This window comes from Corynebacterium lujinxingii, assembly GCF_014490555.1.
Taxonomy (GTDB): domain Bacteria; phylum Actinomycetota; class Actinomycetes; order Mycobacteriales; family Mycobacteriaceae; genus Corynebacterium; species Corynebacterium lujinxingii.
In genome coordinates, this window is record NZ_CP061032.1 from 717,190 (window position 1) to 740,751 (window position 23,562).

36 protein-coding genes are annotated in these 23,562 nt (G+C 63.3%); 21 read left to right on the plus strand and 15 right to left on the minus strand.

Annotated elements, in window-relative coordinates:
- Window positions 1-24: 24 nt before the first annotated feature.
- From IAU68_RS03500 to IAU68_RS03535, 8 genes are all read right to left on the minus strand, one after another.
- Window positions 25-672 (minus strand): 50S ribosomal protein L25/general stress protein Ctc, encoded by a 648-nt coding sequence (locus IAU68_RS03500; protein ID WP_171194456.1) that lies wholly within the window; start codon window positions 670-672, stop codon window positions 25-27.
- Between the two features lie 133 nt (window positions 673-805).
- Window positions 806-2,140, minus strand: coding sequence for an MFS transporter (locus IAU68_RS03505; protein WP_171194455.1), 1,335 nt, complete (start codon window positions 2,138-2,140; stop codon window positions 806-808).
- Window positions 2,130-3,146: a histidinol-phosphate transaminase gene (gene hisC, locus IAU68_RS03510; RefSeq protein ID WP_171194454.1), complete on the minus strand. Its 1,017-nt coding sequence runs from the start codon at window positions 3,144-3,146 to the stop codon at window positions 2,130-2,132. Before hisC ends, IAU68_RS03505 begins: the two co-directional genes overlap by 11 nt.
- Window positions 3,143-4,483 (minus strand): amino acid permease, encoded by a 1,341-nt coding sequence (locus tag IAU68_RS03515; protein WP_171194453.1) that lies wholly within the window; start codon window positions 4,481-4,483, stop codon window positions 3,143-3,145. The genes hisC and IAU68_RS03515 overlap by 4 nt, the downstream gene beginning before the upstream one ends.
- A gap of 3 nt (window positions 4,484-4,486) precedes the next feature.
- Window positions 4,487-4,933, minus strand: a complete 447-nt coding sequence (locus tag IAU68_RS03520; protein WP_171194452.1) for a hotdog fold thioesterase — start codon at window positions 4,931-4,933, stop codon at window positions 4,487-4,489.
- 77 nt (window positions 4,934-5,010) lie between these two features.
- Window positions 5,011-5,988: a ribose-phosphate diphosphokinase gene (locus IAU68_RS03525; RefSeq protein WP_171194451.1), complete on the minus strand. Its 978-nt coding sequence runs from the start codon at window positions 5,986-5,988 to the stop codon at window positions 5,011-5,013.
- Between the two features lie 3 nt (window positions 5,989-5,991).
- A complete protein-coding gene (gene glmU / locus IAU68_RS03530; protein ID WP_171194450.1) occupies window positions 5,992-7,434 on the minus strand; it encodes a bifunctional UDP-N-acetylglucosamine diphosphorylase/glucosamine-1-phosphate N-acetyltransferase GlmU in 1,443 nt (480 codons plus the stop codon).
- A 49-nt stretch (window positions 7,435-7,483) separates the two neighbouring features.
- Window positions 7,484-8,701: an MFS transporter gene (locus tag IAU68_RS03535; protein ID WP_171194449.1), complete on the minus strand. Its 1,218-nt coding sequence runs from the start codon at window positions 8,699-8,701 to the stop codon at window positions 7,484-7,486.
- Window positions 8,702-8,751: 50 nt separating this feature from the next.
- Here IAU68_RS03535 and IAU68_RS03540 point away from each other — a divergent pair, with 50 nt between their 5' ends.
- Window positions 8,752-10,239 (plus strand): multicopper oxidase family protein, encoded by a 1,488-nt coding sequence (locus IAU68_RS03540; protein WP_171194448.1) that lies wholly within the window; start codon window positions 8,752-8,754, stop codon window positions 10,237-10,239.
- A gap of 67 nt (window positions 10,240-10,306) precedes the next feature.
- Here IAU68_RS03540 and IAU68_RS03545 read toward each other — a convergent pair whose 3' ends face one another.
- The 6 genes from IAU68_RS03545 to IAU68_RS03570 all read right to left on the minus strand — a co-directional run bounded on the left by IAU68_RS03545 (window position 10,307) and on the right by IAU68_RS03570 (window position 15,430).
- Window positions 10,307-12,172, minus strand: a complete 1,866-nt coding sequence (locus tag IAU68_RS03545; RefSeq protein ID WP_171194447.1) for a hypothetical protein — start codon at window positions 12,170-12,172, stop codon at window positions 10,307-10,309.
- Between the two features lie 99 nt (window positions 12,173-12,271).
- Window positions 12,272-12,874, minus strand: coding sequence for a DUF3558 family protein (locus IAU68_RS03550; protein WP_171194446.1), 603 nt, complete (start codon window positions 12,872-12,874; stop codon window positions 12,272-12,274).
- Window positions 12,875-12,949: 75 nt separating this feature from the next.
- Window positions 12,950-14,044 (minus strand): site-specific integrase, encoded by a 1,095-nt coding sequence (locus IAU68_RS03555; RefSeq protein ID WP_171194445.1) that lies wholly within the window; start codon window positions 14,042-14,044, stop codon window positions 12,950-12,952.
- Window positions 14,045-14,161: 117 nt separating this feature from the next.
- Window positions 14,162-14,611: a hypothetical protein gene (locus tag IAU68_RS03560; RefSeq protein ID WP_171194444.1), complete on the minus strand. Its 450-nt coding sequence runs from the start codon at window positions 14,609-14,611 to the stop codon at window positions 14,162-14,164.
- Entirely contained in the window at window positions 14,608-15,009 is a 402-nt protein-coding gene (locus IAU68_RS03565; RefSeq protein ID WP_171194443.1) for an ImmA/IrrE family metallo-endopeptidase, read from the minus strand. The genes IAU68_RS03560 and IAU68_RS03565 overlap by 4 nt, the downstream gene beginning before the upstream one ends.
- Window positions 14,984-15,430 carry a hypothetical protein gene (locus IAU68_RS03570; RefSeq protein WP_171194442.1) on the minus strand — a complete coding sequence of 149 codons (447 nt, stop codon included), beginning with the start codon at window positions 15,428-15,430 and terminating at the stop codon, window positions 14,984-14,986. Before IAU68_RS03570 ends, IAU68_RS03565 begins: the two co-directional genes overlap by 26 nt.
- Window positions 15,431-15,582: 152 nt before the next feature.
- On the opposite strand from IAU68_RS03570, the gene IAU68_RS03575 reads away from it, so the two are divergent.
- Together IAU68_RS03575 and IAU68_RS03580 are read left to right on the plus strand one after the other, a co-directional pair.
- On the plus strand, window positions 15,583-15,810 hold the full coding sequence (locus tag IAU68_RS03575) for a hypothetical protein (RefSeq protein WP_171194441.1): 228 nt from the start codon (window positions 15,583-15,585) through the stop codon (window positions 15,808-15,810).
- A 24-nt stretch (window positions 15,811-15,834) separates the two neighbouring features.
- A complete protein-coding gene (locus tag IAU68_RS03580; RefSeq protein WP_171194440.1) occupies window positions 15,835-16,089 on the plus strand; it encodes a hypothetical protein in 255 nt (84 codons plus the stop codon).
- 735 nt (window positions 16,090-16,824) lie between these two features.
- Here the strand turns inward: IAU68_RS03580 and IAU68_RS03585 are convergent.
- Window positions 16,825-17,502, minus strand: a complete 678-nt coding sequence (locus IAU68_RS03585; protein ID WP_171194439.1) for a hypothetical protein — start codon at window positions 17,500-17,502, stop codon at window positions 16,825-16,827.
- Window positions 17,503-17,671: 169 nt separating this feature from the next.
- Between IAU68_RS03585 and IAU68_RS03590 the strand changes: the two genes are divergently transcribed.
- The 18 genes from IAU68_RS03590 (at window position 17,672) to IAU68_RS11540 (ending at window position 23,560) form a co-directional block, all read left to right on the plus strand.
- Window positions 17,672-17,902: a MerR family transcriptional regulator gene (locus IAU68_RS03590; protein WP_171194438.1), complete on the plus strand. Its 231-nt coding sequence runs from the start codon at window positions 17,672-17,674 to the stop codon at window positions 17,900-17,902.
- Window positions 17,899-18,270: a hypothetical protein gene (locus IAU68_RS03595; protein WP_171194437.1), complete on the plus strand. Its 372-nt coding sequence runs from the start codon at window positions 17,899-17,901 to the stop codon at window positions 18,268-18,270. Before IAU68_RS03590 ends, IAU68_RS03595 begins: the two co-directional genes overlap by 4 nt.
- Window positions 18,263-18,403 (plus strand): hypothetical protein, encoded by a 141-nt coding sequence (locus tag IAU68_RS03600; RefSeq protein WP_171194436.1) that lies wholly within the window; start codon window positions 18,263-18,265, stop codon window positions 18,401-18,403. The genes IAU68_RS03595 and IAU68_RS03600 overlap by 8 nt, the downstream gene beginning before the upstream one ends.
- Window positions 18,400-18,609, plus strand: a complete 210-nt coding sequence (locus IAU68_RS03605; RefSeq protein ID WP_171194435.1) for a hypothetical protein — start codon at window positions 18,400-18,402, stop codon at window positions 18,607-18,609. Before IAU68_RS03600 ends, IAU68_RS03605 begins: the two co-directional genes overlap by 4 nt.
- Entirely contained in the window at window positions 18,602-18,802 is a 201-nt protein-coding gene (locus IAU68_RS03610; RefSeq protein ID WP_171194434.1) for a hypothetical protein, read from the plus strand. Before IAU68_RS03605 ends, IAU68_RS03610 begins: the two co-directional genes overlap by 8 nt.
- The gene (locus tag IAU68_RS03615; RefSeq protein WP_171194433.1) at window positions 18,795-19,640 is read left to right on the plus strand and encodes a hypothetical protein; all 846 of its coding nucleotides are present in this window, start codon (window positions 18,795-18,797) and stop codon (window positions 19,638-19,640) included. The genes IAU68_RS03610 and IAU68_RS03615 overlap by 8 nt, the downstream gene beginning before the upstream one ends.
- A 68-nt stretch (window positions 19,641-19,708) precedes the next feature.
- Window positions 19,709-19,918: a hypothetical protein gene (locus tag IAU68_RS03620; RefSeq protein WP_171194432.1), complete on the plus strand. Its 210-nt coding sequence runs from the start codon at window positions 19,709-19,711 to the stop codon at window positions 19,916-19,918.
- Complete coding sequence (locus IAU68_RS03625) at window positions 19,915-20,205, plus strand: hypothetical protein (RefSeq protein WP_171194431.1); 291 nt, start codon at window positions 19,915-19,917, stop codon at window positions 20,203-20,205. The genes IAU68_RS03620 and IAU68_RS03625 overlap by 4 nt, the downstream gene beginning before the upstream one ends.
- Before the next feature lie 80 nt (window positions 20,206-20,285).
- The gene (locus IAU68_RS03630; RefSeq protein WP_171194430.1) at window positions 20,286-20,591 is read left to right on the plus strand and encodes a hypothetical protein; all 306 of its coding nucleotides are present in this window, start codon (window positions 20,286-20,288) and stop codon (window positions 20,589-20,591) included.
- A gap of 234 nt (window positions 20,592-20,825) precedes the next feature.
- Complete coding sequence (locus tag IAU68_RS03635) at window positions 20,826-21,290, plus strand: hypothetical protein (protein ID WP_171194429.1); 465 nt, start codon at window positions 20,826-20,828, stop codon at window positions 21,288-21,290.
- Window positions 21,291-21,438: 148 nt separating this feature from the next.
- Entirely contained in the window at window positions 21,439-21,828 is a 390-nt protein-coding gene (locus IAU68_RS03640; protein WP_171194428.1) for a hypothetical protein, read from the plus strand.
- The gene (locus IAU68_RS03645) at window positions 21,825-22,019 is read left to right on the plus strand and encodes a hypothetical protein (RefSeq protein WP_171194427.1); all 195 of its coding nucleotides are present in this window, start codon (window positions 21,825-21,827) and stop codon (window positions 22,017-22,019) included. The genes IAU68_RS03640 and IAU68_RS03645 overlap by 4 nt, the downstream gene beginning before the upstream one ends.
- Window positions 22,016-22,258: a hypothetical protein gene (locus tag IAU68_RS03650; RefSeq protein WP_171194426.1), complete on the plus strand. Its 243-nt coding sequence runs from the start codon at window positions 22,016-22,018 to the stop codon at window positions 22,256-22,258. The genes IAU68_RS03645 and IAU68_RS03650 overlap by 4 nt, the downstream gene beginning before the upstream one ends.
- A complete protein-coding gene (locus IAU68_RS03655; protein WP_171194425.1) occupies window positions 22,255-22,614 on the plus strand; it encodes a DUF7448 domain-containing protein in 360 nt (119 codons plus the stop codon). Before IAU68_RS03650 ends, IAU68_RS03655 begins: the two co-directional genes overlap by 4 nt.
- 10 nt (window positions 22,615-22,624) lie before the next feature.
- Window positions 22,625-22,891: a hypothetical protein gene (locus IAU68_RS03660; RefSeq protein ID WP_171194424.1), complete on the plus strand. Its 267-nt coding sequence runs from the start codon at window positions 22,625-22,627 to the stop codon at window positions 22,889-22,891.
- On the plus strand, window positions 22,888-23,226 hold the full coding sequence (locus IAU68_RS03665; protein ID WP_171194423.1) for a hypothetical protein: 339 nt from the start codon (window positions 22,888-22,890) through the stop codon (window positions 23,224-23,226). The genes IAU68_RS03660 and IAU68_RS03665 overlap by 4 nt, the downstream gene beginning before the upstream one ends.
- Window positions 23,223-23,432 carry a hypothetical protein gene (locus IAU68_RS03670; protein ID WP_171194422.1) on the plus strand — a complete coding sequence of 70 codons (210 nt, stop codon included), beginning with the start codon at window positions 23,223-23,225 and terminating at the stop codon, window positions 23,430-23,432. Before IAU68_RS03665 ends, IAU68_RS03670 begins: the two co-directional genes overlap by 4 nt.
- Window positions 23,429-23,560: a hypothetical protein gene (locus IAU68_RS11540; RefSeq protein ID WP_268908719.1), complete on the plus strand. Its 132-nt coding sequence runs from the start codon at window positions 23,429-23,431 to the stop codon at window positions 23,558-23,560. The genes IAU68_RS03670 and IAU68_RS11540 overlap by 4 nt, the downstream gene beginning before the upstream one ends.
- The last annotated feature ends 2 nt before the right edge of the window (window positions 23,561-23,562 follow it).

A 23,562-nucleotide genomic window follows, 5' to 3' on the forward strand; every position in this document is an offset into this window, starting at 1 on the left:
GCAATCGGCGTGCCAAAAGGCGGACTACTCGGAGTCTTCCTCGGACGTCTCTTCCTCGGACTCTGCGCCAGCCTCTGCGCCGCCTTCCTCGACGGACTCGGCCTCGGCCTCGAGCTCCTCGTCAACCTGCTCGTAGGTGACGTTGACGATGAGGGTCTCCGGCTCGGTGATCAGCTCTGCACCGGCCGGCAGCTCGAGGTCGGCAGCGGTGATCTGGTCGCCGATTTCCTTGCCCTCGATGGAGACGGTGATCTCGTCCGGGATGGACAGTGCGTCGATCTCGATCTCGACGACGTCGCCTTCCTGGAACACGACCGCGTCCGGAGCAGCCTCGCCCTCGGTGACGACCGGGACCTCGACGGTGACCTTCTCGCCGCGCTTAATGCCGAACAGGTCGATGTGGTCGATGTCGAGGGTGAGCACGTTCTGGTCGACGTGCTTGACCATGGCGAGCAGCTTTTCGCCGTCGATTTCAAGCTCAACGATGGCGTTGGTGCCGTCGTTACGCACAATTGCGGTCATCTCGATGAGGTCAACTGCGAAGTGAACGTTGTCGATGCCCTTTTCGTAGAGGACACCCGGGATCTTGCCTTCGCGACGCAGGCGGCGTGCGGAGCCTTTACCGAACTCCTCGCGGCGCTCCGCGGCAATGACAGTCGGGGTAATAGCCATGTTGTACTCCTTCTTGGTGGAAGGGCCACAGGCCTTGCCTGCGACCACTGAACGGATATGTGCTCGTCGAGTGATCGCAAAGGATCTTCAAATCGCGTCGATAACGGCCCTGAAATGGCCCTCGCCGAGACCGCTATAGGGTAGCAGGGCGTTCCTGCCAGACAAAATGCCCCGCTGCCTGCGCGGCTTCATGGTCGTGTCCGAGCGGGATCCCGGTGCGGTCGCGCATGAGCAGCGTGACGACGAACCCCGCCACCGTCGCCGCCATCAAGTAGGCCGTGATCGCCGCGGTGCCGCCGGTGGCTTCGCGCAGCGCCGCGGCGATGGTTGGGGCGAACGCGCCGCCGAGGATTGCACCGAAGGCGTACGCGATCGACGCGCCGGACGCGCGCACGGAGGCGGGGAAAAGCTCCGCGTAGAACGCGCCGATCTCGCCGTAGGTTAGGCCAAGGCCTACGGTGAGGAAGATCAGTGCCGCGGTGATGTTTGCGATCGAGCCCGTATCGACGAGCGGGAACAGCACCGCAACACCCACCGCCTGCACCACGAACCCGATGGCGAGGGTGCGTTTGCGGCCGATGTGGTCGGAGACCCAGCCGGCGAACGCGGTGGTGCACAGCCATACGGCGGCGGAGGCGGTGACGGCCCAGAGGATGTCGCCGCGCGACAGCGCGAGCCCCGCGGGGTCGGTGACGTAGTTTTGGATGTAGCCGCCGGTGGTCATGTAGCCGACGGTGCCGTTCGCCGCGAAAATGACGGCCGCGGCGAGCACGACCCCCGTGTGGTTTTTGAACAGCGTGCCGACGGGGTTGCGGGTGCCCACCTCGCGCATCTCTTCGACGACGGGGGATTCGTCGACGCCGGTGCGGATCCACCAGCCCAGGAACGTCAGCGCGATCGACAGCAAAAACGGCACGCGCCAGCCCCATTGCACGAACGCGTCGCCGGGCGCGATGACGGTCATCAGCGCGAGCACCCCGGAGGAGAGCAAAAGCCCCGCGGGGACGCCGACTTGCGGGCCGGTGCCGTAGAGGCCGCGCTTGTCTACGGGTGCGTGTTCGACGGCGAGTAGCACCGCGGAGCCCCATTCGCCACCGGCGGAGGTGCCTTGCAGGATCCGCAGGATGATCAGCGCGGCGGGGGCGAGCCAGCCGGCGGTGTCGTAGGTGGGCAACAGCCCGATGAGGGTGGTGGCGGTGCCCATGGTGAACAGGGTGACCATGAGTACGCCGCGTCGGCCGAGGCGGTCGGCGAAGTGCCCGGCGAGCACCGCGCCGAGCGGCCGGAACAGAAACGACAGTCCGACGGTGAGGAATGACACGATTGTTGCCGCAGCCGGGCCGAGCGGGCCGAACATGGTCTGGTTAAACACCAGCCCGGCGACGGCGGCGTAGAGGAAGTAGTCGTACCACTCGATGGCCGTGCCGATGGTGGTTGCCGCGATGACGCGGCGTCTTTCACTGCGCACGGTCCCACGCTTCCAAAAACGCGTCGGTTTCGGCGGCGTTGGTCACGGTCACGCGCACGCCCTCGGGAAACGCGCGCACGAGCACGCCCTCCTCGGCCAGACGTTTGGGAAGTTCGGCGGGCGCGTCGGGGATCCACACGAAGTTGGCTTGCGACTCACCGAGCCCTAGCTTGGCGACGACACGTTCCCGCTGGGAGGTGGTGTCGTCGATACGCGCCTCAAGCTCGGCGGTGGCTTCGAGGGAGGCGAGGGCTGCGACTTGGGCCATGGAGCTGACGGAGAACGGGATGGCGACCTTGTTCAACGCGGCGATGATGCGCTCGGGGCCGAACGCGTAGCCGATGCGCGCCCCGGCCAGGCCGTACGCCTTGGAAAACGTGCGCAGCCCTACGACGTTGGGGTAGCGGGTGATCACGTCGGTGGCCACGGGGGTGTCGGCGGCGCGGTTGTACTCGAAGTAGGCTTCGTCGAGCGCGACGATGACATCGGCGGGGACGGCGTCCATGAACGAGGCGAACTCGTCGTTAGTGATGGTGGTGCCGGTCGGGTTGTTCGGGTTGCACACGAAGATGAGCTTCGTGCGCGTGGTGACGGCGGCCGCCATGGCGGGCAAATCCACGCGGTGATTGCGATCCAACGCGACGGGCACGCCGGTGGCGCCGACGACCTGGGCGAAGATGGGGTAGGCCTCGAAGCTGCGCCAGGGGAAGATCACTTCGTCGCCGGGCTGCGCGGCGATTTCGACGAGCTGCTGGCACAGTGCGGACGAGCCGGTGCCCACCGCAACCTGCTCCACCGCCACGCCGAGGTGCGCGGCGAGGGCTTCGCGGATCTCCAGCGCGCCCATGTCGGGGTAGCGGTTCACGGTGCCCAGGGAGCGCGCCATCGCGTCGACTACGGCAGGCAGTGGTTCTTCGGCGCATTCGTTGGAGGACAGTTTGATGGCGCGCTCGTCGCGCACGCCCGGCACGTAGGCGGGCAGGGAGTCGAGGTCGGGGCGGATCATGCGTTGCTCCTTCGTTGGGTGGTCAGCCAGATCAGGCCGAGGGCGACAATCCAGCCGGCGAGGGTGGCAAGGCCCATGCGGTATTCGTCGAGCATGCCCATCATCACCAGCACGAGGGCGAAAAACCCGATGCAGATCCAGTTTGCGGCCGGGTAGAGCGGGGCGGGGAACTTCGTGTTGTGCACGCGTTTCCGGAAGTTCAGGTGGGACACGCAGATGCCGGCCCAGGTGATCAGTTCGGTACCCACGATAATGGCGAGCAGCACTGCGAAGATTTTGCCTTCGAAGAAGTAGTTGAGGATGACGACGACGCCCATGAGGGTGGCGTCGAAAAGCAATGCCTTGGTGGGCAGGCCTTTGTGGTTGGTCTCGGCGAAGGTGCGCGGTGCTTGGCCGTTGCGTGCCAGGTCGCGGAGCATGCGCGCGCCCGAGTACGTCATCGTGTTGAGCACCGAGAACACCGCTACGACGATGACCACGTTCAGCGCGGTGGCGGCGCCGGAGAAGCCGACGCCGGTGAGCACGCGGATGAACGGGCTTTCGTTGGTGTCCTGCTCGTTCCACGGCGCGAGCAGCAAAATCGTGCCGATGCCGCCGAGGTAGAACACCAGAATGCGCCACACCACCGAGTTCACCGCGCGGGGGATCGCCTTGTCGGGGTCGTCGGCCTCGCCGGCGGCAGTGCCGATGGACATGATGCCACCGAACGTGAAGGTCACCGCCACCAGCGCGAACAGCACGCCGGACAGGCCGTTGGGCATGAACCCGCCGTGGTCGGTGATGTGCTGCAGCCCAATCGCGGGTTCCGAGCCGACGCCGACGACGAGGCCTAGGCCGAGCACGATCATGAGCACCAGCGCCGACACTTTGATCAGCGACAGCCAGTACTCGGTGGCGGCGAACACGCGCACGTTGAGCACGTTGAGCCCGACGACTGCCAGCAGCGTGACCAACGCGGTGACCCAGTGCGGCAGGCCGGGAAACCAGTAGTCCAGAAACGTGCCCATCGCGGTGAGCTCAAGCATGCCGACGACCACCGTGGTAAACCACCAGTTCCAGCCGGTGATAAAGCCGGCTCCGCGGCCGATGTACTCGCGCGAGTAGGCGGCGAACGAGCCGGAGACCGGGTGCTCGACGGCCATCTCGCCGAGCATGCGCATGAGGAAGTAGACGATCACGCCGACGAGCGCGAACGAGATCAGCACGGCGGGCCCGGCGTACTGGATGGAGCCTGCCGAGCCGAGGAAGAGGCCGGTGCCGATCGACGAGCCGAAGGCGATCATCATCAGCTGCCGGCTTTTCACGCCGCGGTTGAGGCCCTGTTCTTGGAGCGTCATGGTTTAGTTTCCTGTCGGGGGACGGTTGGTGGTGCGGGACAGCCCGCGGAATTCGGCGATGACGGTGTCGCCGTCGTAGAGGGTGACGTTGGAAAGCCCGTTGCGTCCCCACTGGTGGCGCTCGCGGGCGACACCGCGGATGGCTCGGCCCATCTTCGCGGGTGCGAGATAGACCATGTCGGACTGGGCGCTGACGGTGGGGGCGTCGCGGCGCGAGTTGCAGGCGCCGCCGAACAGGGCGTCGGCGAACGTGAACAGTACGCCGCCCTGGCACACTCCGAACCCGTTCGCATGTCGCTTATCGACGACAAACTCACCCTCGCACACACCCGGCTCCAACCGGGTGATCGTGGCACCGAGATAGTCGAGCGTGGCGTCGGCGTCGAACATTGCTTTCGCGTGCGCGAGGTCGGGGGTGATCTCCACTCCGTCGGCGAAGCGTTGGGTCATGCGCGGGCCGTCCTTTCCGTATGCGTGAAGCCGGGGCAGCGGAAGTGCTGCCCCGGCTGTCGTCGTCAAGCGAAGCTTTAGGCTTGGCCCTCGAACAGGGTGGTCACCGAGCCGTTTTCGAAGATCTCGTGGATCGTTTTCGCCAGCAGCGGGGCGATGGAGAGCACCGTGAGGTTGTTCCAGCCCTCGGTGTTCTGCGGCAGGGTGTCGGTGGTGATGACCTCCTCTGCACCGCAGTCGCTGAGACGCTCGCGGGCCGGGTCGGAGAACACGCCGTGGGTGCAGGCGATGACGACCGACTTCGCGCCGGCTTCCTTCAGCACGCCGACGGCGCCGGCGATGGTGCCGCCGGTGTCGATCATGTCGTCCATGAGGATGCAGTCCTTACCGTCGACGTCGCCGACGACGCGGTTGGACACGACTTTGTTCGCGGCGTCGACGTCGCGGGTCTTGTGCACGAACGCCATGGGGGCGTCGCCGAGCATGTTGGCCCACTTCTCGGCGGTCTTCACACGACCGGCGTCCGGGGAGACCACAACGAGGTTGTCCAGCGGGTACTTGGACTTGATGTAGTCCACCAGGATTGGCTGGGCGTGCATGTGGTCGACCGGGCCGTCGAAGAAGCCCTGGATCTGGTCCGTGTGCAGGTCGACGGAGACGATGCGGTCCGCGCCGGCGGCGGTGAGCAGGTCCGCGATCAGGCGGGCGGAAATCGGCTCGCGGCCGCGGTGCTTCTTGTCCTGGCGCGCGTACGGGTAGAACGGCAGGATCGCGGTGATGCGCTTGGCGGAGCCGCGCTTGAGCGCGTCGATCATGATGAGCTGCTCGACGAGCCACTTGTTCAGCGGCTGCGCGTGGGACTGCATGACGAAGCAGTCGGCGCCACGCACGGATTCTTCGAAGCGGATGAAGATTTCACCGTTGGCGAAGTCGCGTGCGGTGGTGGGCACCAGGTCGATGCCGAGTTCCTTGGACACCGCCTCGGCGAGTGCCGGGTGCGCGCGTCCGGTAAAGACCTTCAGGTCCTTGTGGTTTTCGGTGGAGTAACCAGTCATGTTCTAACCCTCTTGCTTCGCGTTTTTGGCGGCTTCGGCGGCCTCGGTGCCTGGGCGGCGGTCTTCGACCCAGCCTTCGATGTTGCGCTGGCGGCCCTCCTTGATGGCGAGCGCGCCTGCCGGCACATCTTCAGTGACCACTGTACCCGCGCCGGTATACGCGCCATCACCGATGTTCACCGGCGCGACAAACATAGTGTCGGAGCCGGTGCGGCAGTAGTCGCCGATGGTGGTGTGGTGCTTTTGCACGCCGTCGTAGTTGGCGAATACCGAGCTGGCGCCGATGTTGGAGTGCTTGCCCACGGTGGCGTCGCCGATGTAGGTCAGGTGCGGCACCTTGGAGCCTTCGCCGATCTTGGCGTTTTTCGCCTCGACGAAGCCGCCGAGCTTGCCGCGGGCGCCGAGTTCGGTGCCGGGGCGGATGTAGGTGAACGGGCCGACGGTGGCTTCCTCGCCGATCACGCCGAGTTCACCCTGGGTGCGCACAACTTTGGCGCGGGCGCCGACTTCCATGTCGGTCAGGGTGGTCTCGGGGCCGATTTCGGCGCCGTCGCCGATGACGGTGGAGCCCCACAGTTGGGTGTTGGGGTGGATGACCACGTCGCGGCCGATTTCCACCTCGACGCCGATCCAGGTCGTCGCCGGGTCGATCACGGTTGCGCCGGCCCGCATGGCGCGCTCGACGAGGCGGCGGTTGAGTTCCTTGCCGGCTTCGGCCAGCTGCACGCGGTCGTTGACGCCCGCGAGTTCGCGCGCGTCGGGGGCGACGAATGCCGCGACCTTGCGGCCGTCGCCACGCGCGATGCCGAGCACGTCTGTGATGTAGAACTCGCCCTGGGCGTTGTCGGGGGTGACGCGCGCGAGGGCGTCGCGAAGCACGGCGCCGTCGAACGCGAATACGCCGGAGTTGACCTCGCGGACGCGGCGCTGTTCGTCGGTGGCGTCCTTTTCCTCGACGATTTCGAGGACGTCGCCGGCCTCGCCGCGGATGATGCGGCCGTAGCCGGTGGGGTTGTCGAACTCGAGCGAGAGCACCGTCACCGCCGCATGCTCGGACTCATGCTTATCGACGAGCGCCTGCAACGTCTCCGGCGTCAACAGCGGCACATCGCCGTTGGTGACCACGACGGTGCCGTCGAAGTCCGGGATCGCGGACAGGCCGACCTGGACGGCGTGGCCGGTGCCGTTTTGCTCCTCCTGGATGGCCTGGCGGATCTCCACATGCATCTGCTCGGCGATCTGCTCGACGGCAGGCGAGACCTGGTCGCGCTGGTGGCCGACCACCGCGACGAGGTGCGTCGGCGCTACACCTGCGGCGGCGTGCAACGAGTGGGACAGCAGGCTGCGACCGCCGATCTCGTGCAGCGTCTTTTGGCGGTCGGACTTCATGCGGGTTCCCGCGCCGGCCGCGAGCACGACAACGGCGCGTTCGGAGTGGTTAGGCACTCGAGTACTCCTTGTGGTGGGGGCGTTTTGTCGGCCCCAAGCATAACGCTTAGGCGTCCTTGCCCGAGACTTCCTTGAGGTTGGACGCGCCGAACACGCCGCAGAAGCCGACCACGGCGAGGAAGATCAACGCCGCCTGCGGTCCCGCCAGCGCGATTGCCGACGACACCGCGCCGACCACCAGCAGCACCACACCCATCACCGTGTTCGCGGCGCCGGTGATCATGGTGCGCTTGTCACCGTCGGCCATGTCCACCAGGTACGTCTTACGGCTCACGCGCACGGCGGTGTGGGCGAGGTTGACCAGGAAGAATCCGAGTGGCATGACCCAGGCGTTGACGGTGTCGTCGGCAAGCCTGGCGCTTACAACGAGGAGGACCAGCACCGTGGAGGCGATACCCGCGGCCCACGCCATCGTGCTTTTCGACGACCTATCCGACAACCGGCCCGAAATCCGGCCGCCGAGCAGTGACGCGCCGCCGGAGGCGATGACGAAGGCGCCCAGGCCGGTCAGATCCGCGCCTTCGCGGCTGCCGAGCACCACGATAAACGGGGTGGACAGCGCCGTGACCAGCATCAGCGAGCGCACGACGAGGAAGCGCTGCAGGTCCCTATCCGATTTGACCAGCGCCCACATCTCGGCGAGGCCCTGGCCGTCGGTGGCGTCGGTGTCGGGGGTGGGTTCGTCGATACGCGTGAACACGAGCGAGGCGAGCGCCCACGTGGCGGCGCCGCCAGCTAGCAGTGCGGCGAGCGCCCACTGCGGCAGCTCGTTGGGGATAAACGTCAGCGCCAAGCCGATCGCGAGGGTGAACCCTCCGGCGAGTGCGGTGGCGCGGCCGGTGATGTCGCCGCGGTGGCCCTTCGAGATCGTGCGGCCTTGGACGTCCTTGCCCGCGATCGAACACAGCGAGCGGAACACCGCGTGGATTGCCAGCAGGAGAAGGACGACGATGCCGAGGGCGGGGCCGTCGAGAAGCAATGCGCTCGCCGCGATTCCCGCCGACGCGAGCGCCTGGCCCCACGAACCGATGAGCCACACGCGCTTGCGCGAGCTTTGCGACGTCACCCACGGGCTCAAAAACGCCTGCGGCAGCATCGAGCCGGACTCGCGGATAGGCACGAGAAACGACGTGAACGCCGCCGGCACGCCCGCGGCGTTAAACAGCCACGGCAGCACCGTTTTCGGGGCGACGACTTGATCGCCGATGTTTTGCAGACCGTTCGACCAGATGAACCGGCGGGCGTTCGCTTCCTCGTTACGCATAACAGCGGATAGTAGGATCATTGGCGTTAATCGGCGAACTTGGAGGAGTTATGGCAGTTTCCCGACGCACATTTTTCAAAGGCGCAGTCTTTATCGCGGCCGCCGCGGCCGCAGGTACCGCGCTGACGAGCTGTTCCGAATCGGACCAGCCCACCCCGCGCGGCGCCGACGCCGAGCCGCGCCCGCTGCCGATCCCGCCGCTGTACGAGGGCACCCTCGACGGCGACGTGCGCCGCTTCGAACTGACCGCCCAGGAAGGCGAAGCCGAGATCGTCCCCGGCACCATGACTAAAACATGGGGCTTCAACGGCCCGTTCTTGGGCCCGACGCTGTACATGCGCCGCGGCGAAAAGATCGAGATGACCGTCAACAACGAGGTGCCGGAGCCGACCGTCGTGCACTGGCACGGCGTGCACCTGCCGGCCACCGCCGACGGCGGCCCGGCGCTGATGTTCGACACCGGCGAGTCCTGGTCGCCCTCGTGGACCGTCGACCAGCCGGCCGCGACCTGCTGGTACCACCCGCACCCGCACGAAAAGTCGGCCTACCACGCCTACCGCGGCCTGGCGGGCGGGCTGATCATCGACGACGACACCACCGCCATTTCCGGCCTGCCCAACGACTACGGCGTGGACGACATCCCGGTGATCCTCACCAACGCCAACTTCACCGAAGACGGCCAGCTGGACGAGGAAAACGGCTGGGTGGGCGACACCATGATCATCAACGGCATCACCAAGCCGCGCTTCGAGGCGACCACCCGCCGTTTGCGCCTGCGTGTGCTCAACGGCAACGTGCTGCGCTTCCACCACCTGTCGCTCGGCGTGCCGTTCAAGATCGTCGCCACCGACCAGGGATTCCTCGAGTCCCCGGTGGAAGTCGACGGCGTGCTGCTCAGCCCGGGCGAGCGCGTGGAGATCGTTGTCGATCTCGAGCCCGGCAAGGACCTCACCCTGCGCAGCGACGGGCTGCCGAACCTCGACGGCCTGCCAGACAAGGAAACGGCCGACATGTTCGGCGCACGCGACGAGTTCGACCTGCTCGAGATCGCCGCCCCCGCCGACGACGCCCCCGCATCGCCGGCGCTGTCGGAGGAATTGGTGGCCTTGGACGTGCCGTCGTCGGCAAGCGTGGAGCGCGAGTTCACGCTCAACGGCATGGAGATCAACGGCAAGACGATGGACATGGCGCGCGTGGATTTCGTCGTCGACCACGACGGGCCCGAGATCTGGCACGTCACCAACGAAAACGACGACATGCTGCACAACTTCCACATCCACAACGCGCGCTTTGCGGTCAAGGAAGTCGAAAACGGCGAGGTTGAGTTCACTTCCGGCTGGCACGACACCATCGACGTGCCGCCGAAGTCGACGGTGACGCTGCTCGTCGAAATCGGCTACTACCCGGACCCGACGCTGGCGTACATGTACCACTGCCACATGCTCAACCACGAGGACCACGGCATGATGGGCCAGTTCGTCGTGGTCGAGCCAGGCCAGGAGCCGGATCTCGCGCTGCCGAACGGCCACGAGCACTAGCTCGCCTATCGACGACACGCCCCAGCACCGGTTGATGCTGGGGTGTATTGCCGTTTTTCGGGCGGGTTTAACGGCGCACGTTGTGGCCGATGATGTCGGGAAGCAGCAGCGGGGCGTCGCCAAGCAGCGCTTTGAGATTGCCTTCGCGCTCGACTGCGCTGGTGACCGTCTTCACCTTGGCCGCCTTGTCGCCGCCGCGCTTGTTCTGGCCGCGCCCGCCCATCATCGGGTGGCCGGCAACAGCGCCGCCGCGCTGACCGGCAGCAGAGTTGTTCGCGGCGTAGACGTTGCTCGACCCGGCCGCGATGCCGGTACCGCCCGTCGCACCTGGTGTGCCCGGCATCGACCCTGCGGTGCCGGCACCGCCAGGGCCAAAGCCGGTGTTGGTGAAGCCTGGGCGGCCCGCGCCAGCACCGGCACCTGCTGCGGAGCCGGCCCCTGCACCTGCGCCGAATCCCATGTTCGCGGTGCCACGCGAGGCACCGTTGGCACCAGCGCCGAGGCCTGCGCCCATCTGCCCGCCGCGGGCCGCGCCGTTGGCGGAATTTCCGATCCCGTTTGCAGAGCCGATGCTCCTTCCTGCGCCGCTCGCACTGCCGGCGGCGTGGCGGCCGCTAGCGCCCGCACCCGGTGCCCCCACCGCGCCGAGACCGCCGAGACCGTTCGCGCCTGATGCGCCGCCCGCAGCGCCGGAGCCGGCACCCGGGCCGAATCCACCGCCGGAGACAGGGGAGAAGCCGCTATTTACTCCTGGCCCACCGGCACCGTGCATGCCGCTTGCGGGCGCACCGCCGGTGAGCGGTCCCATCGTCGATGCCGGACTCGGCGGGGCCATCACCGCCGACGCCGCCTGCGTCGGGGTGGCGCCCGCCGCGAGGCGCTCCATCATCTCGGGGTTGGGTCTGCCCATCTGCTGAATCACCTCAGACGGGGTGCTCGCGTGGGCGAGGTCGTCCAAGCCCCGGTTGGTTAACGCTTCACGGATCGGCTGGGGAAGCGACGTGGGCTCAAATGACGGCGCAGCAGGGGAGGGGATGTCGCGGGTGCTATACGGATCGCCTGGCATCGACTTCAGATCCGGCAGCAAACGGTTAAACGTCGGGATCGCCGGCACCAGGTTGCTGGTCATGCGTCCCGGATAGTCGGAGAGGTAGGCCCACTCGATGGCCTCTTTCTCCTCCGGCTTCTTCGCAGCCAGATACGAAAACCACGCGGCCTTAGCGATGATCTTTTCGGAGTCGGCGGCGTCGGCAAGCATCGCGGTGTGCTGCGCGAGCGACTGCGAATTCGCCGCGTACTCGAGACCCGCATTTTGCACCTGCGTGATCGTGCGCATCGCGTCTGCGATCCACTGCGTTTCCGCCGACGAGCTCAGCGCGTGGTGGACCTCGTTAAGTTCCTCTACAGCGTTGTTGATCAGCTTCGCATTCGAATTCCAAAAGTCCGACGCAGCGATCGCGAGAGCCGAATTCGTCGACGTGACCTTGGTGTGTGCCGAGTTCAACGAAATTTCACTCGTCGCCACCGCTGCCGGGTTAGCGAACTCGTTCGTCTTCGGCTCGACGGCACGCGATTGCATCATGAAATTGGTGATCTGCGGCTGCGCGCTGTTTAAGTAGTTGTTGAACAGCGACCCCATATTCGCCAGCGCTCCGGAGAACGAATCGTCCGTGCGCATCGTGTTGTTCAGCGCCGTCTCGAGAATGTTCGCCGTACCCAGCAGGTACGTTGCTAACGCCTGCGTCGCCTCCGGCGCACGCTCATCCGAGATCGGGCTGAGCGTCCGACCTGCCTCATCGAGACCCCCGGCTTGGGAGAAGGAGGTTAGTGCAATTCGCTGACCTGACCCCTTGACCTCAAAAAGTGAACTGGCGATGGTGCGCAGATAATCAACCGCGCTTTCGACACTTGTGGTTTCGAGCTTTACGCGCATTTAGAATCCCCCCGAAAATCTTTCAACTTGTTCAGTTAGGGAACGTAGTTGGTTCTCATCCGGAAAGAAAGAGGATGTCTACTTTATTGGACATGTGGATCAGCGGGAGTGGGCGGCGTGGAGGTTTTCTAGATTCTCAATCGCAATCTGGCACGTTGTTTCCTGTCGATGAAAACCATCCGCACCCCCTACTTCGGAAACTAAACCACCACGTCCAGTATCAACCTGCGCGTAACATCCCGTTCCGATTCCTCCACGGGGGCCGTACACAAACAGTGATGGGAGCGCCTGAGACCCGTACTCGGTCAAGAGATCAACCTCTGCTTCTACGTCCTTCTTGGAAGCATTGGTGTTTCCGAAAACCTCAGACGGGACCTGTGGATGCTTAGTGAAAGAGCAGCTGCTCAACCCGCGCGCCAGCCCCGCGTACTCCTCCGGCATCGGCTCCACGTTGTCGAAGCCGGCGGCGGCAAATTCTTCGGCAGTGATTTCGGTGCAGGGGTCGAAGAGGTCGTCGCCAAGCGTGTAGAGGTCGAAGTCGCCGATTTCTAGGACGCCGCTGTCGAACACGAACGCCTGCGAACCCGAGTCAGCATCCGTGGCGGGGGCAGAGGTGGGCGGGGACGTGGGGTCGTCGATAAGCGATTGCTCCGCGCACCCCGTGAGCAAAACGCACATTGCTACTGCTGCTAGTCGTTTCATTACCCCTCCAAATGAAAAAGCTTCCCCACCAGGATTCGAACCTAGCGTAAAACCGCTATTTAACCAGCGCAAACCCTACGATTCGAGCGCCCGTGGCTGCAATTTGGCTACATCCGCACCAATCGACTGCGCCAACACATCCAGACCGTCCTCCCACAACGACGCATACACCCGCATCGTGATCGACGGATCAGCATGACCCAACTGGCGCGCCACCAACAACGGATTAGCCCCCGCCTGAATCATCAACCCCGCCGCCACATGCCGAAGCCCATACGGCGTCACACGCGGAAACGACGGGTCCGCCTTCTGGCACCGCTTCACTGCACCATCAAACCAAGAATTATGGCCCGGACTAATCATCGGCTCACCATCACGGTTCGGCCACAACAACCCACCCACCGGACGATTCGCGCTACGGCGCACCAACATGCGCATCACATGCTCCGGCACCGCCACAGACCTCGGCCCCGTCTTCGGCGTGACAACCTCCACGCGGTTACCCGCTTTCGACGCCGACCGGGTAATGCTGATCCTGCCCCGCTTCGGGTCCAGGTCGCACGGCCTAAGCGCAGCAGCCTCACCCCACCGCAAACCCACGGTGCCAAGCAGCATGATCAAATCCGGGTACTTCGAGGTGTCCGCAAACGCGCACAACTGCTCGTAGGTGAGATACACCTTCACTGGCTGTACAGGTTTGCTAGGCAGTCTCACCCCACGCGCCGGGTTCTTCTTCAACATCCCGTCCTGCACCGCCACATCGAAATGCTGCGCAAGCACCATGTGGCAGTTGCGCACATAACTCGCGGAATAGTCCAACGAGTTCACCCAGGTTTGCACCTCGGACGGTTTCACCCCGCCAACGGCCCGCGATGCCCACACCGGTTCGACATGCAGCCGGTAAATGTCAGAGTTCATCGTCTCCGTGGACGGCTTCAACTGCGTCTGCCGCGCCACCCAAGCCGGGTGCAACTGCTCGATAGTTGTGCGCCCGAGTGCCGGGTTAATCCAATCGCCCGATTTAACGTCTACAACGTTTTTCGCCTCCCACGCTTGGGCATCACTCTTACGGACAAACCCTCGCTTCGAGCGAACCTTGCCGGACGGGTCGCGGTACTGCACCCGGTAGCGCTTACCTTTTTTCGTCATGTATGGCGTGATGCTTGCCATGCTGATAATCTCCTAAACGGTTCAACAATGAACACCATCCCCCGGTGGGTTGGACCCCCAATAAAGTCGCCCCACGGTCTGAGCATCCCCCGCTCCCGTGGGGCGCACCCATAAGCGCTACTTCTTAAAACCAGAAACGATCGCCTTCGTTTGCAGAATCTCATACCCGTCCACCTCAGAAAGACACACGTATGTGCCACGAGTTGGAGTGCCAAAGGCGTTGGGGAAATCAACCTTGCCACCCATGGAGAGCACATCATTGCCGCGATCATTGACGGTGATGCCCTCCTCCTTCACCACAGGTTCATCGACGAACTGGACCCCTCCGGGGTACTTCGCCTGCTCGATCACCTTCTCGCGACACTGCTCTTCTACCTTCGCATCGAGCTGATTAATCTTGCTCGCTTCGTAGAGGGCGGAGCCGAGGAAGGTGACAAAGGCGATGATGATGATCGCGATTAGCCAGAACCACCATCGTTTCCAAACTGGCTTCTTTGCCACTTTGGCTTGGCTTTGCTGCGGGGGTGGCAATGGCGCGCCATTATCAGCGGGATAGGTCGTGCTCATGCGATTCTCTTTTCGAGGTCGGCTCGCCAGGTGGCGAGAAGGGAAACAGTGACACCAAGGTCGGCGGCGATTGCACCGGCCTGTCCGTCGTACATCATTTCAAGTTCCGCGTACTCCTGCGGGTCGATGAGTAAATCCGCTGCGTACAGGTCGGCGCGGTGCTCGTAACGGGGGTGGTGGCCCGCGGGGTCGCCGTGCGCGGCATGCCCGAGCTCGTGGGCGAGCGTGTGAACGCGGTTGCGCGGGCCCAGGGTGGGGCGCACGACGATGAGGCGCGCGCTTGGGAACCAGCCGCCGTGGTCGCCGGGCCGGAGCACTCCGGCGTGGTCGTCTTCGACGCGTACGCCCAGGCGCTCGGCGTGCTCGAGCAATTTAAGCTCCAGGTCCGTAATCGTCATCACCTTCCTCGGGTTCCAGCGGTCTTTGGTTCGCAGCGTAGGGGAGGGGGTCGACATCGCTGTTGGGCGTGTTCGAACGACGCGCATCAAGGTCAGCAACTGGGGTGTGGAAGGCGTCATGGTCGCCGCGAACGTCGCGGAGGCGTCGGAGGATCTCGTTCGCAAGCTGTTCGTCGGTGAGCTCGCGGACGGCCATCTCCGGGTCGATCCCCTCCGCCCACTTAGTGTCCAGATACTCCGTGGCGACCAGTGCCCCGACCGGGTGCGCCTCATAGGCTTCGGCGATCTTGATGACGTTCTCGGGGGAGAGGTGTTCCTTCTCTAGCTGAGTGGCGAGCGTGCGTGGGGCGACTCCGATGGTGATCGCGACGTTGCGGACGCTGTCGCCGGTCGTGGTGGTCAACCATTCGCTGTGTTTCATGCTGCGAACGTTAGCGAAAAATCGCAAAGTGTGCAACTTTTCGCACGTCTTGACCTGGCAAAAGCCGTAAATCGCAAATCCTGCTTGCGTAATTACGCTAACGTGTGCTTAAATCGGCAAACGTAAGCACGAAGTCGCAAGGAGGTGACCACATGCAGATCAACCCCAAAGCCCTCGACAAAGCCAAGGAAATCACCGGCTCCCGCTCCGACGAGCAGCTCGGCCAGATGTTCCTCGACCGCACCGGCACAACCGTCCGCAACTGGCGCGCAGGCAAGACGTCACCAGACCTCGAGACCGTCGCGAAGATCCAGCGGCTGACGGGCTGGAGCTTCGACCAAATCCTCACCACAGAACCCGCGGAAACCACAGCGGCCTAACCCCCGAAACGCCAGGAGCAATACATGTCTCTCACTCAAGCGATTGACCGCCTCGACTACCTGAACAAGTGCAAGACCGGTGAAGCGCGGGCCCCGCAGTTCGTCGACGACGTCGACGCCCTGGAGGCCACGAACGGTGGCCGTGTCTGGGAGTACCGCGAAGCAATGAGATTGCTCGCCGAGGAGGTCGAGCAACTGGCCGGTGCCAACGCACAGTCGATCTTCAACGACGTTCTGAACCGGATTGATCCGTACTGGCGGGTGAAACTGCCGGACTAACACCCCTCCCCGCATGCGTCACTGTGACGCTATGGCGCTGCCGGAAGCCACCCCGTGTTCGAGGCCGGGGAGCGCACTACGACCCCGCGGGGGTCACGTTGATTGAGAACTGTATAGAGAGCCTTACCCATCAGGACGCATAGATGGGGCGTGTCCCAGTGGGACTACTTACCGGCGAGAGCATGTGGCTTAGATTGCGACGACCGCCGGGCGCCGACAGGCAAGGAACCGCCGACCACCGTAGCGGGTAGCAAGCGAGGAAACACCACAGAAGCGGGCACGAAAAACACAGGCCGATAAGGGAACTCCCGTGGTTCAAGTCCACGGATCGGCACCAGGGGTGGGTGGTGTGCGCAGGGGTTTTCTCTTTCCCTTGCAACCGCGTATTAAAGGCAGCATCCGCGGAAACCTTGTCGTTCCGCCGCGGCACTACTCGCCTGCACCACCCGCCCCTCCTCAAACCACCACAACATCAAGGAAGGGAAACCCCCCTATGGACCCAATCACCACACAGGTCGCGATCCACCAGGTCCTGGACGTGATCTGGCCGATCCTGCCACCGCACATCCTGGAGGCACTGGCCTATGTCTAACCCCCAGTTCGTCCCAGCAGACGCCACCCGGATGGAATGCCTGGTAATCAGCCAGACACTCCGCAAGATGAAGCAGGCCATCCTCGACGGCACGCCCTCCGGCTTGGCCATCGACCAAGCCCTAGAGGAAACAATGGAACTGGCTACCCTCCCTGAACGAGTTCAAGCAGCTTAGGTAGTGGAGGTATCTCCAACCCAGGAGCTTGATTCACCGAGTATGGGATGAAGAAATCAGAAATGATGTCTCGCCACCTCTGTTTCTTTGTGCTTTGCACCGTGACGAGGGCGAGACTACCGAGAAGGGATTTCAGCGCCTGCTCTAGTTCGAAATCGCCCACCACTTTGTAAGAGTCGATGAGCGTGAGAACGTTTTCTACTAACACCTGAGCGCCGCGCTTAACTCCAGGCGCAAGCGATTCGTCTTCTTGGAGTTCTTCTTGGACCACCTTGAGGTAGTGCTTCAGATCCTCAAACCGATCCACGTCGAGGACGGGAACAAAAGGTTCCATCGCCTCAATGAGGTTGTCGAGGATATCGAGGGCGAAGTCTGAAATGGGGGAGTCGGAGGACGCCCAATTACCGTTGTAGTTGAACACGGTTTTAACCCAGACGGGGAATTGTTTCTGGTAGGTGGAGACCCGCTTTCCCGCACGGCCCATCGCCTCGAGGACGTCCTCGATCTGATTTAGGTATCCAACGCAACGGCGATGCAGCGTAAGAACGCCATCATCGGCCCTCGAAGAGCAGGTTGAAATGCCGTTTCTAGCTTCGGAGCCCCATTCCGAAAACACGTCGTGAAGTAATTCTGCTGGGTTTGCCATGAACCTAATCCAACCACACTCAATGATCGGCCCCCGCTGTGCTGCAACCACACGCGGGGGCCTGTTTTTGGTCTCAAGAAAGGAAACCACCCATGAGTCTACGCACCATGTTCTGCCGCCGAATAGGCCGGCACCGCGAGCCCCGCCGCTTCTGGATGAGGTGGGGCCGATGAAACACATCACCAACAAGGAACTGCTCGACCTCGTCGAAGCAGCCACCGGCACCCGGAAACTCGTGCTCACTGTCCCCGAGTTCGCCACGCTCGTCGGCCAGCACGAAACGAACATCCGCAAGCGCGTCGGCCAGGACATCCCCGCATACCGCGACGGTGACCAGGGCCGGTGGCGCATCCCAATCCAAGCACTCAAGCCATTCCTCGAAGGGCGGGTAGCAGCATGACCGACATCTTCAAGCAGAAACTCGCCGCCCCACAGGTCGCCCGCTGGCAACACCGGGGCATCGAGTGCGCTATCCACTACGCCCCGGCCTACGACTGCAGGAACGGCTACGTGCTCATCCCCGACGGCCACCCGCTGGAGAACCATCCTGACTTCGGCAACGAAACGCTGCTCGACGTTCACGGTGGTGTCACCTTCGGGCCGGAGAAGACCGAGGGCGGGCACATCGTCGGCTTCGACACGATCCAGCTCGGTGACTATTCGGCGATCAGCAACCCGCACGGGCGCCGCTGGTCAATCGATGACGTCGTGGCGGAGACGAACTGCATGGCCGAACAGGTCGCGAAAGCGGGTGTGTCTCATGTCTGATTTGGAAGCGGTCGCCCGGGCCGTCGACGTCCTCGAGCCCGATACGAAGTCTCGAGACTTGGAGCGGTTCGCGGGCCCGATCTACGGGCTGGCCATGTTCGCAGCGCTGCAGATCGGAGCGTGTGCCGCATGACGATTATTTACGCCTCCCAGGTGGTGCTGTTCGCCGCCTGGCTTGCGCAGTTCATCGCGTGGCGCCGCGAGGTTGTCATGCGTCAGCAGTTGGAACTGCAGGTGGAAAAACTGCAGGCACTCGCGACGATGCGTCGTCACCCCGCTGTTCGTAATCGCCCGCTACCAGGGTGGGCACGAGAAATGGAAGGAGACGTCGATGCCTAAGCCGTCTGATCTGCACGCTGCGCGCGAGCGTAAAGCGGTGGAGGAGCATGACGCGGTGTACGGGGACGCCCGCGACGATGTAGGCCGCTTGTTCGACCACTTCGCGCAGAAGGTGGGGGATTACGGCATCACCGCCGCGATTTTGACGCACGCCACGATCATCGCAGTACCAGAAGGAGAACCCTATGCGTAACAACCAGGAACGCCTAGCCCGCGAGTGGGCGGAACGGATCAAGTCTGTGCCGGAGGTGAATTACGGCCCGGAGGCGAACGCCGCAGCCGAGATTGTTCTTGCCACTACAACCCCGCCGACTATGGCGGACGCAGAATGGGAACACGAGAAGCACCACCTGGCGGGCGCGAACTATAAAGACGGTTCGCCGGTAGTGATGATCGACGCCACTGGACTTGGAGAAATCTATTCCATCGACCTTGGCGCTCCCCACGGGAGGATGTTCTTCCCGTACATGGGCGACCTAATCCCGAATGGGAAGCGGTACGAACTCCGCGAAATCACCGAGCCGGAACACCTAGTGGAGCCGTCCACCAAGACGATGGACGAGTACAGCCCCGAAGAGCAAGCCGGCATGACCGGCATGTGGGCCGAGTACAGGCGAGGCGGCGAGCCGCGTGATTTCATGATTATCGAAGGTGGGGTGAACCGAGCGGGACGTGTCCCATGCTATAACCCCGACGCTCCTACGCCACATGCATGGGCGCCTGACCCGGACGAGTTGATTCCGCGCTTCGACTTGCCGCGTGTGTGGGACAAGGACGGTCAACCTTGCGAGGCAACTGGTTCATCTAATGAAAAAGTTGTGGCTGACCAGCCGGAGCACCCGGAGGTGCTGTCCACGGTGGAGGACTACGAGGACGCGCCCGAAGGCACAATCGTTGCTGCCCCCGGCTGGGATTCCGTTGCACTGTTGAAGCGCGACGGGAAGTGGCACCGCGACAGGTTCACTTTCGAGTCGAAGGACATGGCAGGCGACCCGACCGTTGCCGTGCTGCGTTGGGGGTGGGGCGAATGACCCCGGAGGAAGCACGCGGGCTGCTAGCCCATGCGGAGGGTACGGACGCGGCGGTCTTGATGGCGCACATGGACTGGAAAGACGTAGCGGAAGCCCTCGAAACCATCGCCAACCTGCGGTACGAGTACGCAGTGCAGGAGTTTGTGGGCTATTGGCGTGAGCGGGGTGGCGAGTTCCCGAATGTGGTCGAGGCCCGCAAGTTCCTGGACATGAAGCAGGAGGACGCGCCAATGCGTATTGTGCGCCGTCTTGTGTCGGATGTGGAGGTGGTGGAGTGAGTTGGGAGAATCCGATCCCTCTGACCCCCGCTGACGAGTTTTTGGTGATTGGTGCGGTGCGGTACGCCCGTGGCCGTGCGACGTACATCGTGGAGATGACGTGCGAGTGGGTGATCGCGCACTGGGAGCAGTTGTCGGACAACACGCGTTCGGTGATCGCCCGTGATGTGCGCCTGGAAGTCGAACTGCGACGCAACGAGGGCGCGGAGCAGTCCGCCCTGTCCCGTATCGACAACCCCGCCTGGGAGCGACTGCTCGACATTGTGGAAAAGGAGAGCACCGAATGATCGGGCGTAGACCAGAACCTATGCCCGGTAGTGAGCCGGGACGGTGGCGGGTAATCAAATCGCGCTGGCTTGGGCACCGGGTGGCACCCTGGTGCGTCGAGCGTGAGGGGTGTGGCGGTGCAGCATTCTTCCACACTTGGCGTGAAGCGCAAGACTACGCCGACCAGCAAGCACGCACCGTGGAGGTCACGCTACCGCGCATAGCCCACAGCGGTGACCGGGTGCCTGGCCTATCGACCATCAAGATCGGGTGGGAGCACCACCACACCGGAACCACGTTTTGGGTGGAGGACCGAGGGATCAATTCCATCAACGTCCGCCCAGACGAACTGCGCCCCCTCGCGGGCGCACTACTCGCACTCGCAGAACAGGAGGAACGGGCATGAGCACATTCATTCGGCTGTGTGGAGGGGAAACCGGCGTGGGCACCACCCGCGACAAGTGCCCCAACCCCCTACACGACTTCCCGCTCCCAGACGGATACGGGGACGCAGCGGAGGAAGCGGCACGCAGGCTCGGCCACCACTGGCAAAACGTCCGCTGCCCAGACTGCGGCACCTACGGATGGAATCCGGGGACAAGCCGCTACAAACTCACACCCATCAAGAAGGAGACGCCGAATGAGTGACCGGGAAAAACGGGAAGAACAGACCAGGATCGCTCGCTACTACCAGCAGCTCACGGAGAAGCAGCGCGGGCAGCGCGACGGGGTAGTGGTCACACCGGTGGAGATTGTGGACTTCCAGATACACGCAGTGATCGACACCCTCGCCGAGCAAGGGCGCACGCTGGCAGACCCGCAAGTCCGCATCACTGACCCGTTCGGCGGCACCGGCATCTACCTCGCCCGCATGATGCAACTCGCCACGCTCACCCCGGACGAACTCGACGACCTGTACCACCACCGAATGCGGCAGATCGAACTCGATGCCGACGCGTGCCGGATTGCGGACAAGAACCTACGCACCGTCTACCAGCAAGAAACCGGGCGGGAAGCACGACACAGCATCGTCCACAACCGCGACACGTTCGCCATGACACAGGAAGATTTCGACCGACTATGGGACACCGAGGAAAGCGCCTGATCGTGTGCATCAGGTGCCAAAACCGGAAGCGCCACGAAGCGCGTGGCATTTGCAAGAGTTGCTACAACCACCTGCGAGAGGGGCGCTGCAAGGTGGGGGAATCACTAGCCAACTACCCGACAGAGCAAGAGCAAAGGAGAGTCACACTATGAGTTTTGATTACGACCGGCTACGGGACGCGTTTATGCAGGTTGACGTGCCGTTCCCGTGGAGGGTGGACGCTAGACCCTGCAAGCACCACCCGGAGGTCACCAAATTTCAGGTGGTGGGGCTGGACGACAGTGTTGTCGTGGAGATGGAAGCCGAAGGGGAGTACGCCGAGGTGGTCGAGCGCGACCTGAACTTTATCGCCCTCGCCCCGGACATGGCCCGCGAACTACTCCGTCTGCGCAGGGTTCTTACGGAAAACCGTGACCGGGTAGTAGGGGAACTAGATCGTATCGGCCCCGAACTGAAAGCCGCCTACGTCACCCTCTACGCCGAGCGCAAGCACTTCCACGACTTCTGCAATCACCTACTCGAAGGAGACACCGAATGAGCAAGTACAAAGTCCTCCTAGAAACCGGCGCTTCAATGGCGGTCACCGTGGAAGCAGACACCCCGGAGCAAGCCGTTGAGGAAGCGTTGAACGAGCACAGTTGGACATCACCGTGTCACCAAGAGCCGTTTGAACTCGTCGATTGGGATGTGTCGGACGCGGAAGACGCGGTGGAGGAAATCGACACATGACCGAGCCGGTTTACGACTACTACGCCACCCGGATAGTGCAAGACCTCGAAGATGACCTCTACGACAGTAAAGAGCGCATCCAGCGGCTACGGCGGCAGAACGACGAACTCGCCGCAGAAAACGAGCGACTACGTGACGGGGTGGAGCGAGCACTAGGCGTGCTTAAGCAGAGTAGCCCGAGCAAGGGGCTACACGCCCGAATCATCCTCACCGACCTACTGGACGGAGACACCGAATGAGCGGAATCGACTACTGCGACATGACCGACGGTGACCTGGAACAGGAACTCGTCGGCAAGAAGATCGTCAAAATCGACACCGAAAACAACACCATGACGCTGCATGACGGGACAGTGCTCAAGTTCCACGACGCGTCCGACTGTTGCGCGTGGTTCGAAGCGGAACTGGAAGAAAAGAACCTCACCGACAACGCGATCACCCACGTCACCACCACCGGCGAATACGGCGACGAATCGTGGTCAATCCACATCCTCGCCGCGAACAACCACATCGCAGACGTAAACATCACAGGCAACGAGGGCAGCGGATACTACTGCCACTCCATCGACCTCGAAATCACCAACCCGGACAAATAGAGGACACCGAATGAGCGACATCGCCTTACTTTTAAATGCGCTGGCTATCGCCGTGGCCATCCTCCTACTGCGCTACACCAGGCCACATGGCCTGGTGGACTGCATCGCCCTCCTCATCGTGGTCTTGGGGGGCGTGCTGGGCGTATTCGCCCTCGCCCAGGAGTTCACCACCGACCGTGCTGTTTACGAGTTGGAGACGGGGGAGTACCTGCACTGCACACCACAAGGCGGAAACCACCTCACCTGCGAAGTCACACACAGAAAGGACAACCAATGAGCAACAGAGAGCGCGCCGCCGAAGTTATCCGGCAGTTTCTAAACGGCAAAGAACCGCACTCAACCATACTACGAAACCGGCTAGACAACACGGGCCTGCTCGCACCAGACCTGTCTGAAATCGAGTTCGACGAGGACGGCACCTGGCGAGAAGACGAAGAAGACCCGGACATCCTCGTACTGACCAAAGGCCTACCCAACAGGTTCGTCGGAATCTGCCTAGTCGACCGCGACGAAAACCGCGCCACGATACACGCACGCCCCGTGGAGGAAACACGCGAATTCGCCCACGCCCTGCTTGTCGCCGCCGACACAGCGGAGGGGAAGCACAAATGAGCGCTGACTTCATCAAGACCATGAACGCCGCCTGGGCGAGGGGACGAGTCCAACAAGCCGACCTCGACACGTTCAAAACCCACGGGGCCAGCGTCCCCGACCGGCTGTACACCATGGCCGGAAACGGCGAACTCACCATGAACTGGCTACTCCACTACTGGAAGAAAACCGCCATCCAAGGCGAGAGCAAGGAGGTGGGGCAGTGACGTCACCTGACCCCGACCGCGAGCGACTCCGCTGGGTCGAACGTCGCGCCGATCCCACCGAAGACAACGGCAACGACGCGGACTACACCATCGACGACCCCTACGACATCGACTGGGACGAACCCTAAAA

Excerpts from the sequence above, each read along its gene's own strand:
- IAU68_RS03500 (WP_171194456.1), bottom strand. The coding sequence starts at position 672 with ATGGCTATTACCCCGACTGTCATTGCCGCGGAGCGCCGCGAGGAGTTC.
- hisC (WP_171194454.1), bottom strand. The coding sequence starts at position 3,146 with ATGATCCGCCCCGACCTCGACTCCCTGCCCGCCTACGTGCCGGGCGTG.
- IAU68_RS03515 (WP_171194453.1), bottom strand. The coding sequence starts at position 4,483 with ATGACGCTCCAAGAACAGGGCCTCAACCGCGGCGTGAAAAGCCGGCAG.
- IAU68_RS03520 (WP_171194452.1), bottom strand. The coding sequence starts at position 4,933 with ATGACCCAACGCTTCGCCGACGGAGTGGAGATCACCCCCGACCTCGCG.
- IAU68_RS03525 (WP_171194451.1), bottom strand. The coding sequence starts at position 5,988 with ATGACTGGTTACTCCACCGAAAACCACAAGGACCTGAAGGTCTTTACC.
- IAU68_RS03535 (WP_171194449.1), bottom strand. The coding sequence starts at position 8,701 with ATGCGTAACGAGGAAGCGAACGCCCGCCGGTTCATCTGGTCGAACGGT.
- IAU68_RS03540 (WP_171194448.1), top strand. The coding sequence starts at position 8,752 with ATGGCAGTTTCCCGACGCACATTTTTCAAAGGCGCAGTCTTTATCGCG.
- IAU68_RS03545 (WP_171194447.1), bottom strand. The coding sequence starts at position 12,172 with ATGCGCGTAAAGCTCGAAACCACAAGTGTCGAAAGCGCGGTTGATTAT.
- IAU68_RS03550 (WP_171194446.1), bottom strand. The coding sequence starts at position 12,874 with ATGAAACGACTAGCAGCAGTAGCAATGTGCGTTTTGCTCACGGGGTGC.
- IAU68_RS03555 (WP_171194445.1), bottom strand. The coding sequence starts at position 14,044 with ATGGCAAGCATCACGCCATACATGACGAAAAAAGGTAAGCGCTACCGG.
- IAU68_RS03560 (WP_171194444.1), bottom strand. The coding sequence starts at position 14,611 with ATGAGCACGACCTATCCCGCTGATAATGGCGCGCCATTGCCACCCCCG.
- IAU68_RS03565 (WP_171194443.1), bottom strand. The coding sequence starts at position 15,009 with ATGACGATTACGGACCTGGAGCTTAAATTGCTCGAGCACGCCGAGCGC.
- IAU68_RS03570 (WP_171194442.1), bottom strand. The coding sequence starts at position 15,430 with ATGAAACACAGCGAATGGTTGACCACCACGACCGGCGACAGCGTCCGC.
- IAU68_RS03575 (WP_171194441.1), top strand. The coding sequence starts at position 15,583 with ATGCAGATCAACCCCAAAGCCCTCGACAAAGCCAAGGAAATCACCGGC.
- IAU68_RS03580 (WP_171194440.1), top strand. The coding sequence starts at position 15,835 with ATGTCTCTCACTCAAGCGATTGACCGCCTCGACTACCTGAACAAGTGC.
- IAU68_RS03585 (WP_171194439.1), bottom strand. The coding sequence starts at position 17,502 with ATGGCAAACCCAGCAGAATTACTTCACGACGTGTTTTCGGAATGGGGC.
- IAU68_RS03590 (WP_171194438.1), top strand. The coding sequence starts at position 17,672 with ATGAAACACATCACCAACAAGGAACTGCTCGACCTCGTCGAAGCAGCC.
- IAU68_RS03595 (WP_171194437.1), top strand. The coding sequence starts at position 17,899 with ATGACCGACATCTTCAAGCAGAAACTCGCCGCCCCACAGGTCGCCCGC.
- IAU68_RS03600 (WP_171194436.1), top strand. The coding sequence starts at position 18,263 with ATGTCTGATTTGGAAGCGGTCGCCCGGGCCGTCGACGTCCTCGAGCCC.
- IAU68_RS03605 (WP_171194435.1), top strand. The coding sequence starts at position 18,400 with ATGACGATTATTTACGCCTCCCAGGTGGTGCTGTTCGCCGCCTGGCTT.
- IAU68_RS03610 (WP_171194434.1), top strand. The coding sequence starts at position 18,602 with ATGCCTAAGCCGTCTGATCTGCACGCTGCGCGCGAGCGTAAAGCGGTG.
- IAU68_RS03615 (WP_171194433.1), top strand. The coding sequence starts at position 18,795 with ATGCGTAACAACCAGGAACGCCTAGCCCGCGAGTGGGCGGAACGGATC.
- IAU68_RS03620 (WP_171194432.1), top strand. The coding sequence starts at position 19,709 with ATGGACTGGAAAGACGTAGCGGAAGCCCTCGAAACCATCGCCAACCTG.
- IAU68_RS03635 (WP_171194429.1), top strand. The coding sequence starts at position 20,826 with ATGAGTGACCGGGAAAAACGGGAAGAACAGACCAGGATCGCTCGCTAC.
- IAU68_RS03640 (WP_171194428.1), top strand. The coding sequence starts at position 21,439 with ATGAGTTTTGATTACGACCGGCTACGGGACGCGTTTATGCAGGTTGAC.
- IAU68_RS03645 (WP_171194427.1), top strand. The coding sequence starts at position 21,825 with ATGAGCAAGTACAAAGTCCTCCTAGAAACCGGCGCTTCAATGGCGGTC.
- IAU68_RS03650 (WP_171194426.1), top strand. The coding sequence starts at position 22,016 with ATGACCGAGCCGGTTTACGACTACTACGCCACCCGGATAGTGCAAGAC.
- IAU68_RS03655 (WP_171194425.1), top strand. The coding sequence starts at position 22,255 with ATGAGCGGAATCGACTACTGCGACATGACCGACGGTGACCTGGAACAG.
- IAU68_RS03660 (WP_171194424.1), top strand. The coding sequence starts at position 22,625 with ATGAGCGACATCGCCTTACTTTTAAATGCGCTGGCTATCGCCGTGGCC.
- IAU68_RS03665 (WP_171194423.1), top strand. The coding sequence starts at position 22,888 with ATGAGCAACAGAGAGCGCGCCGCCGAAGTTATCCGGCAGTTTCTAAAC.
- IAU68_RS03670 (WP_171194422.1), top strand. The coding sequence starts at position 23,223 with ATGAGCGCTGACTTCATCAAGACCATGAACGCCGCCTGGGCGAGGGGA.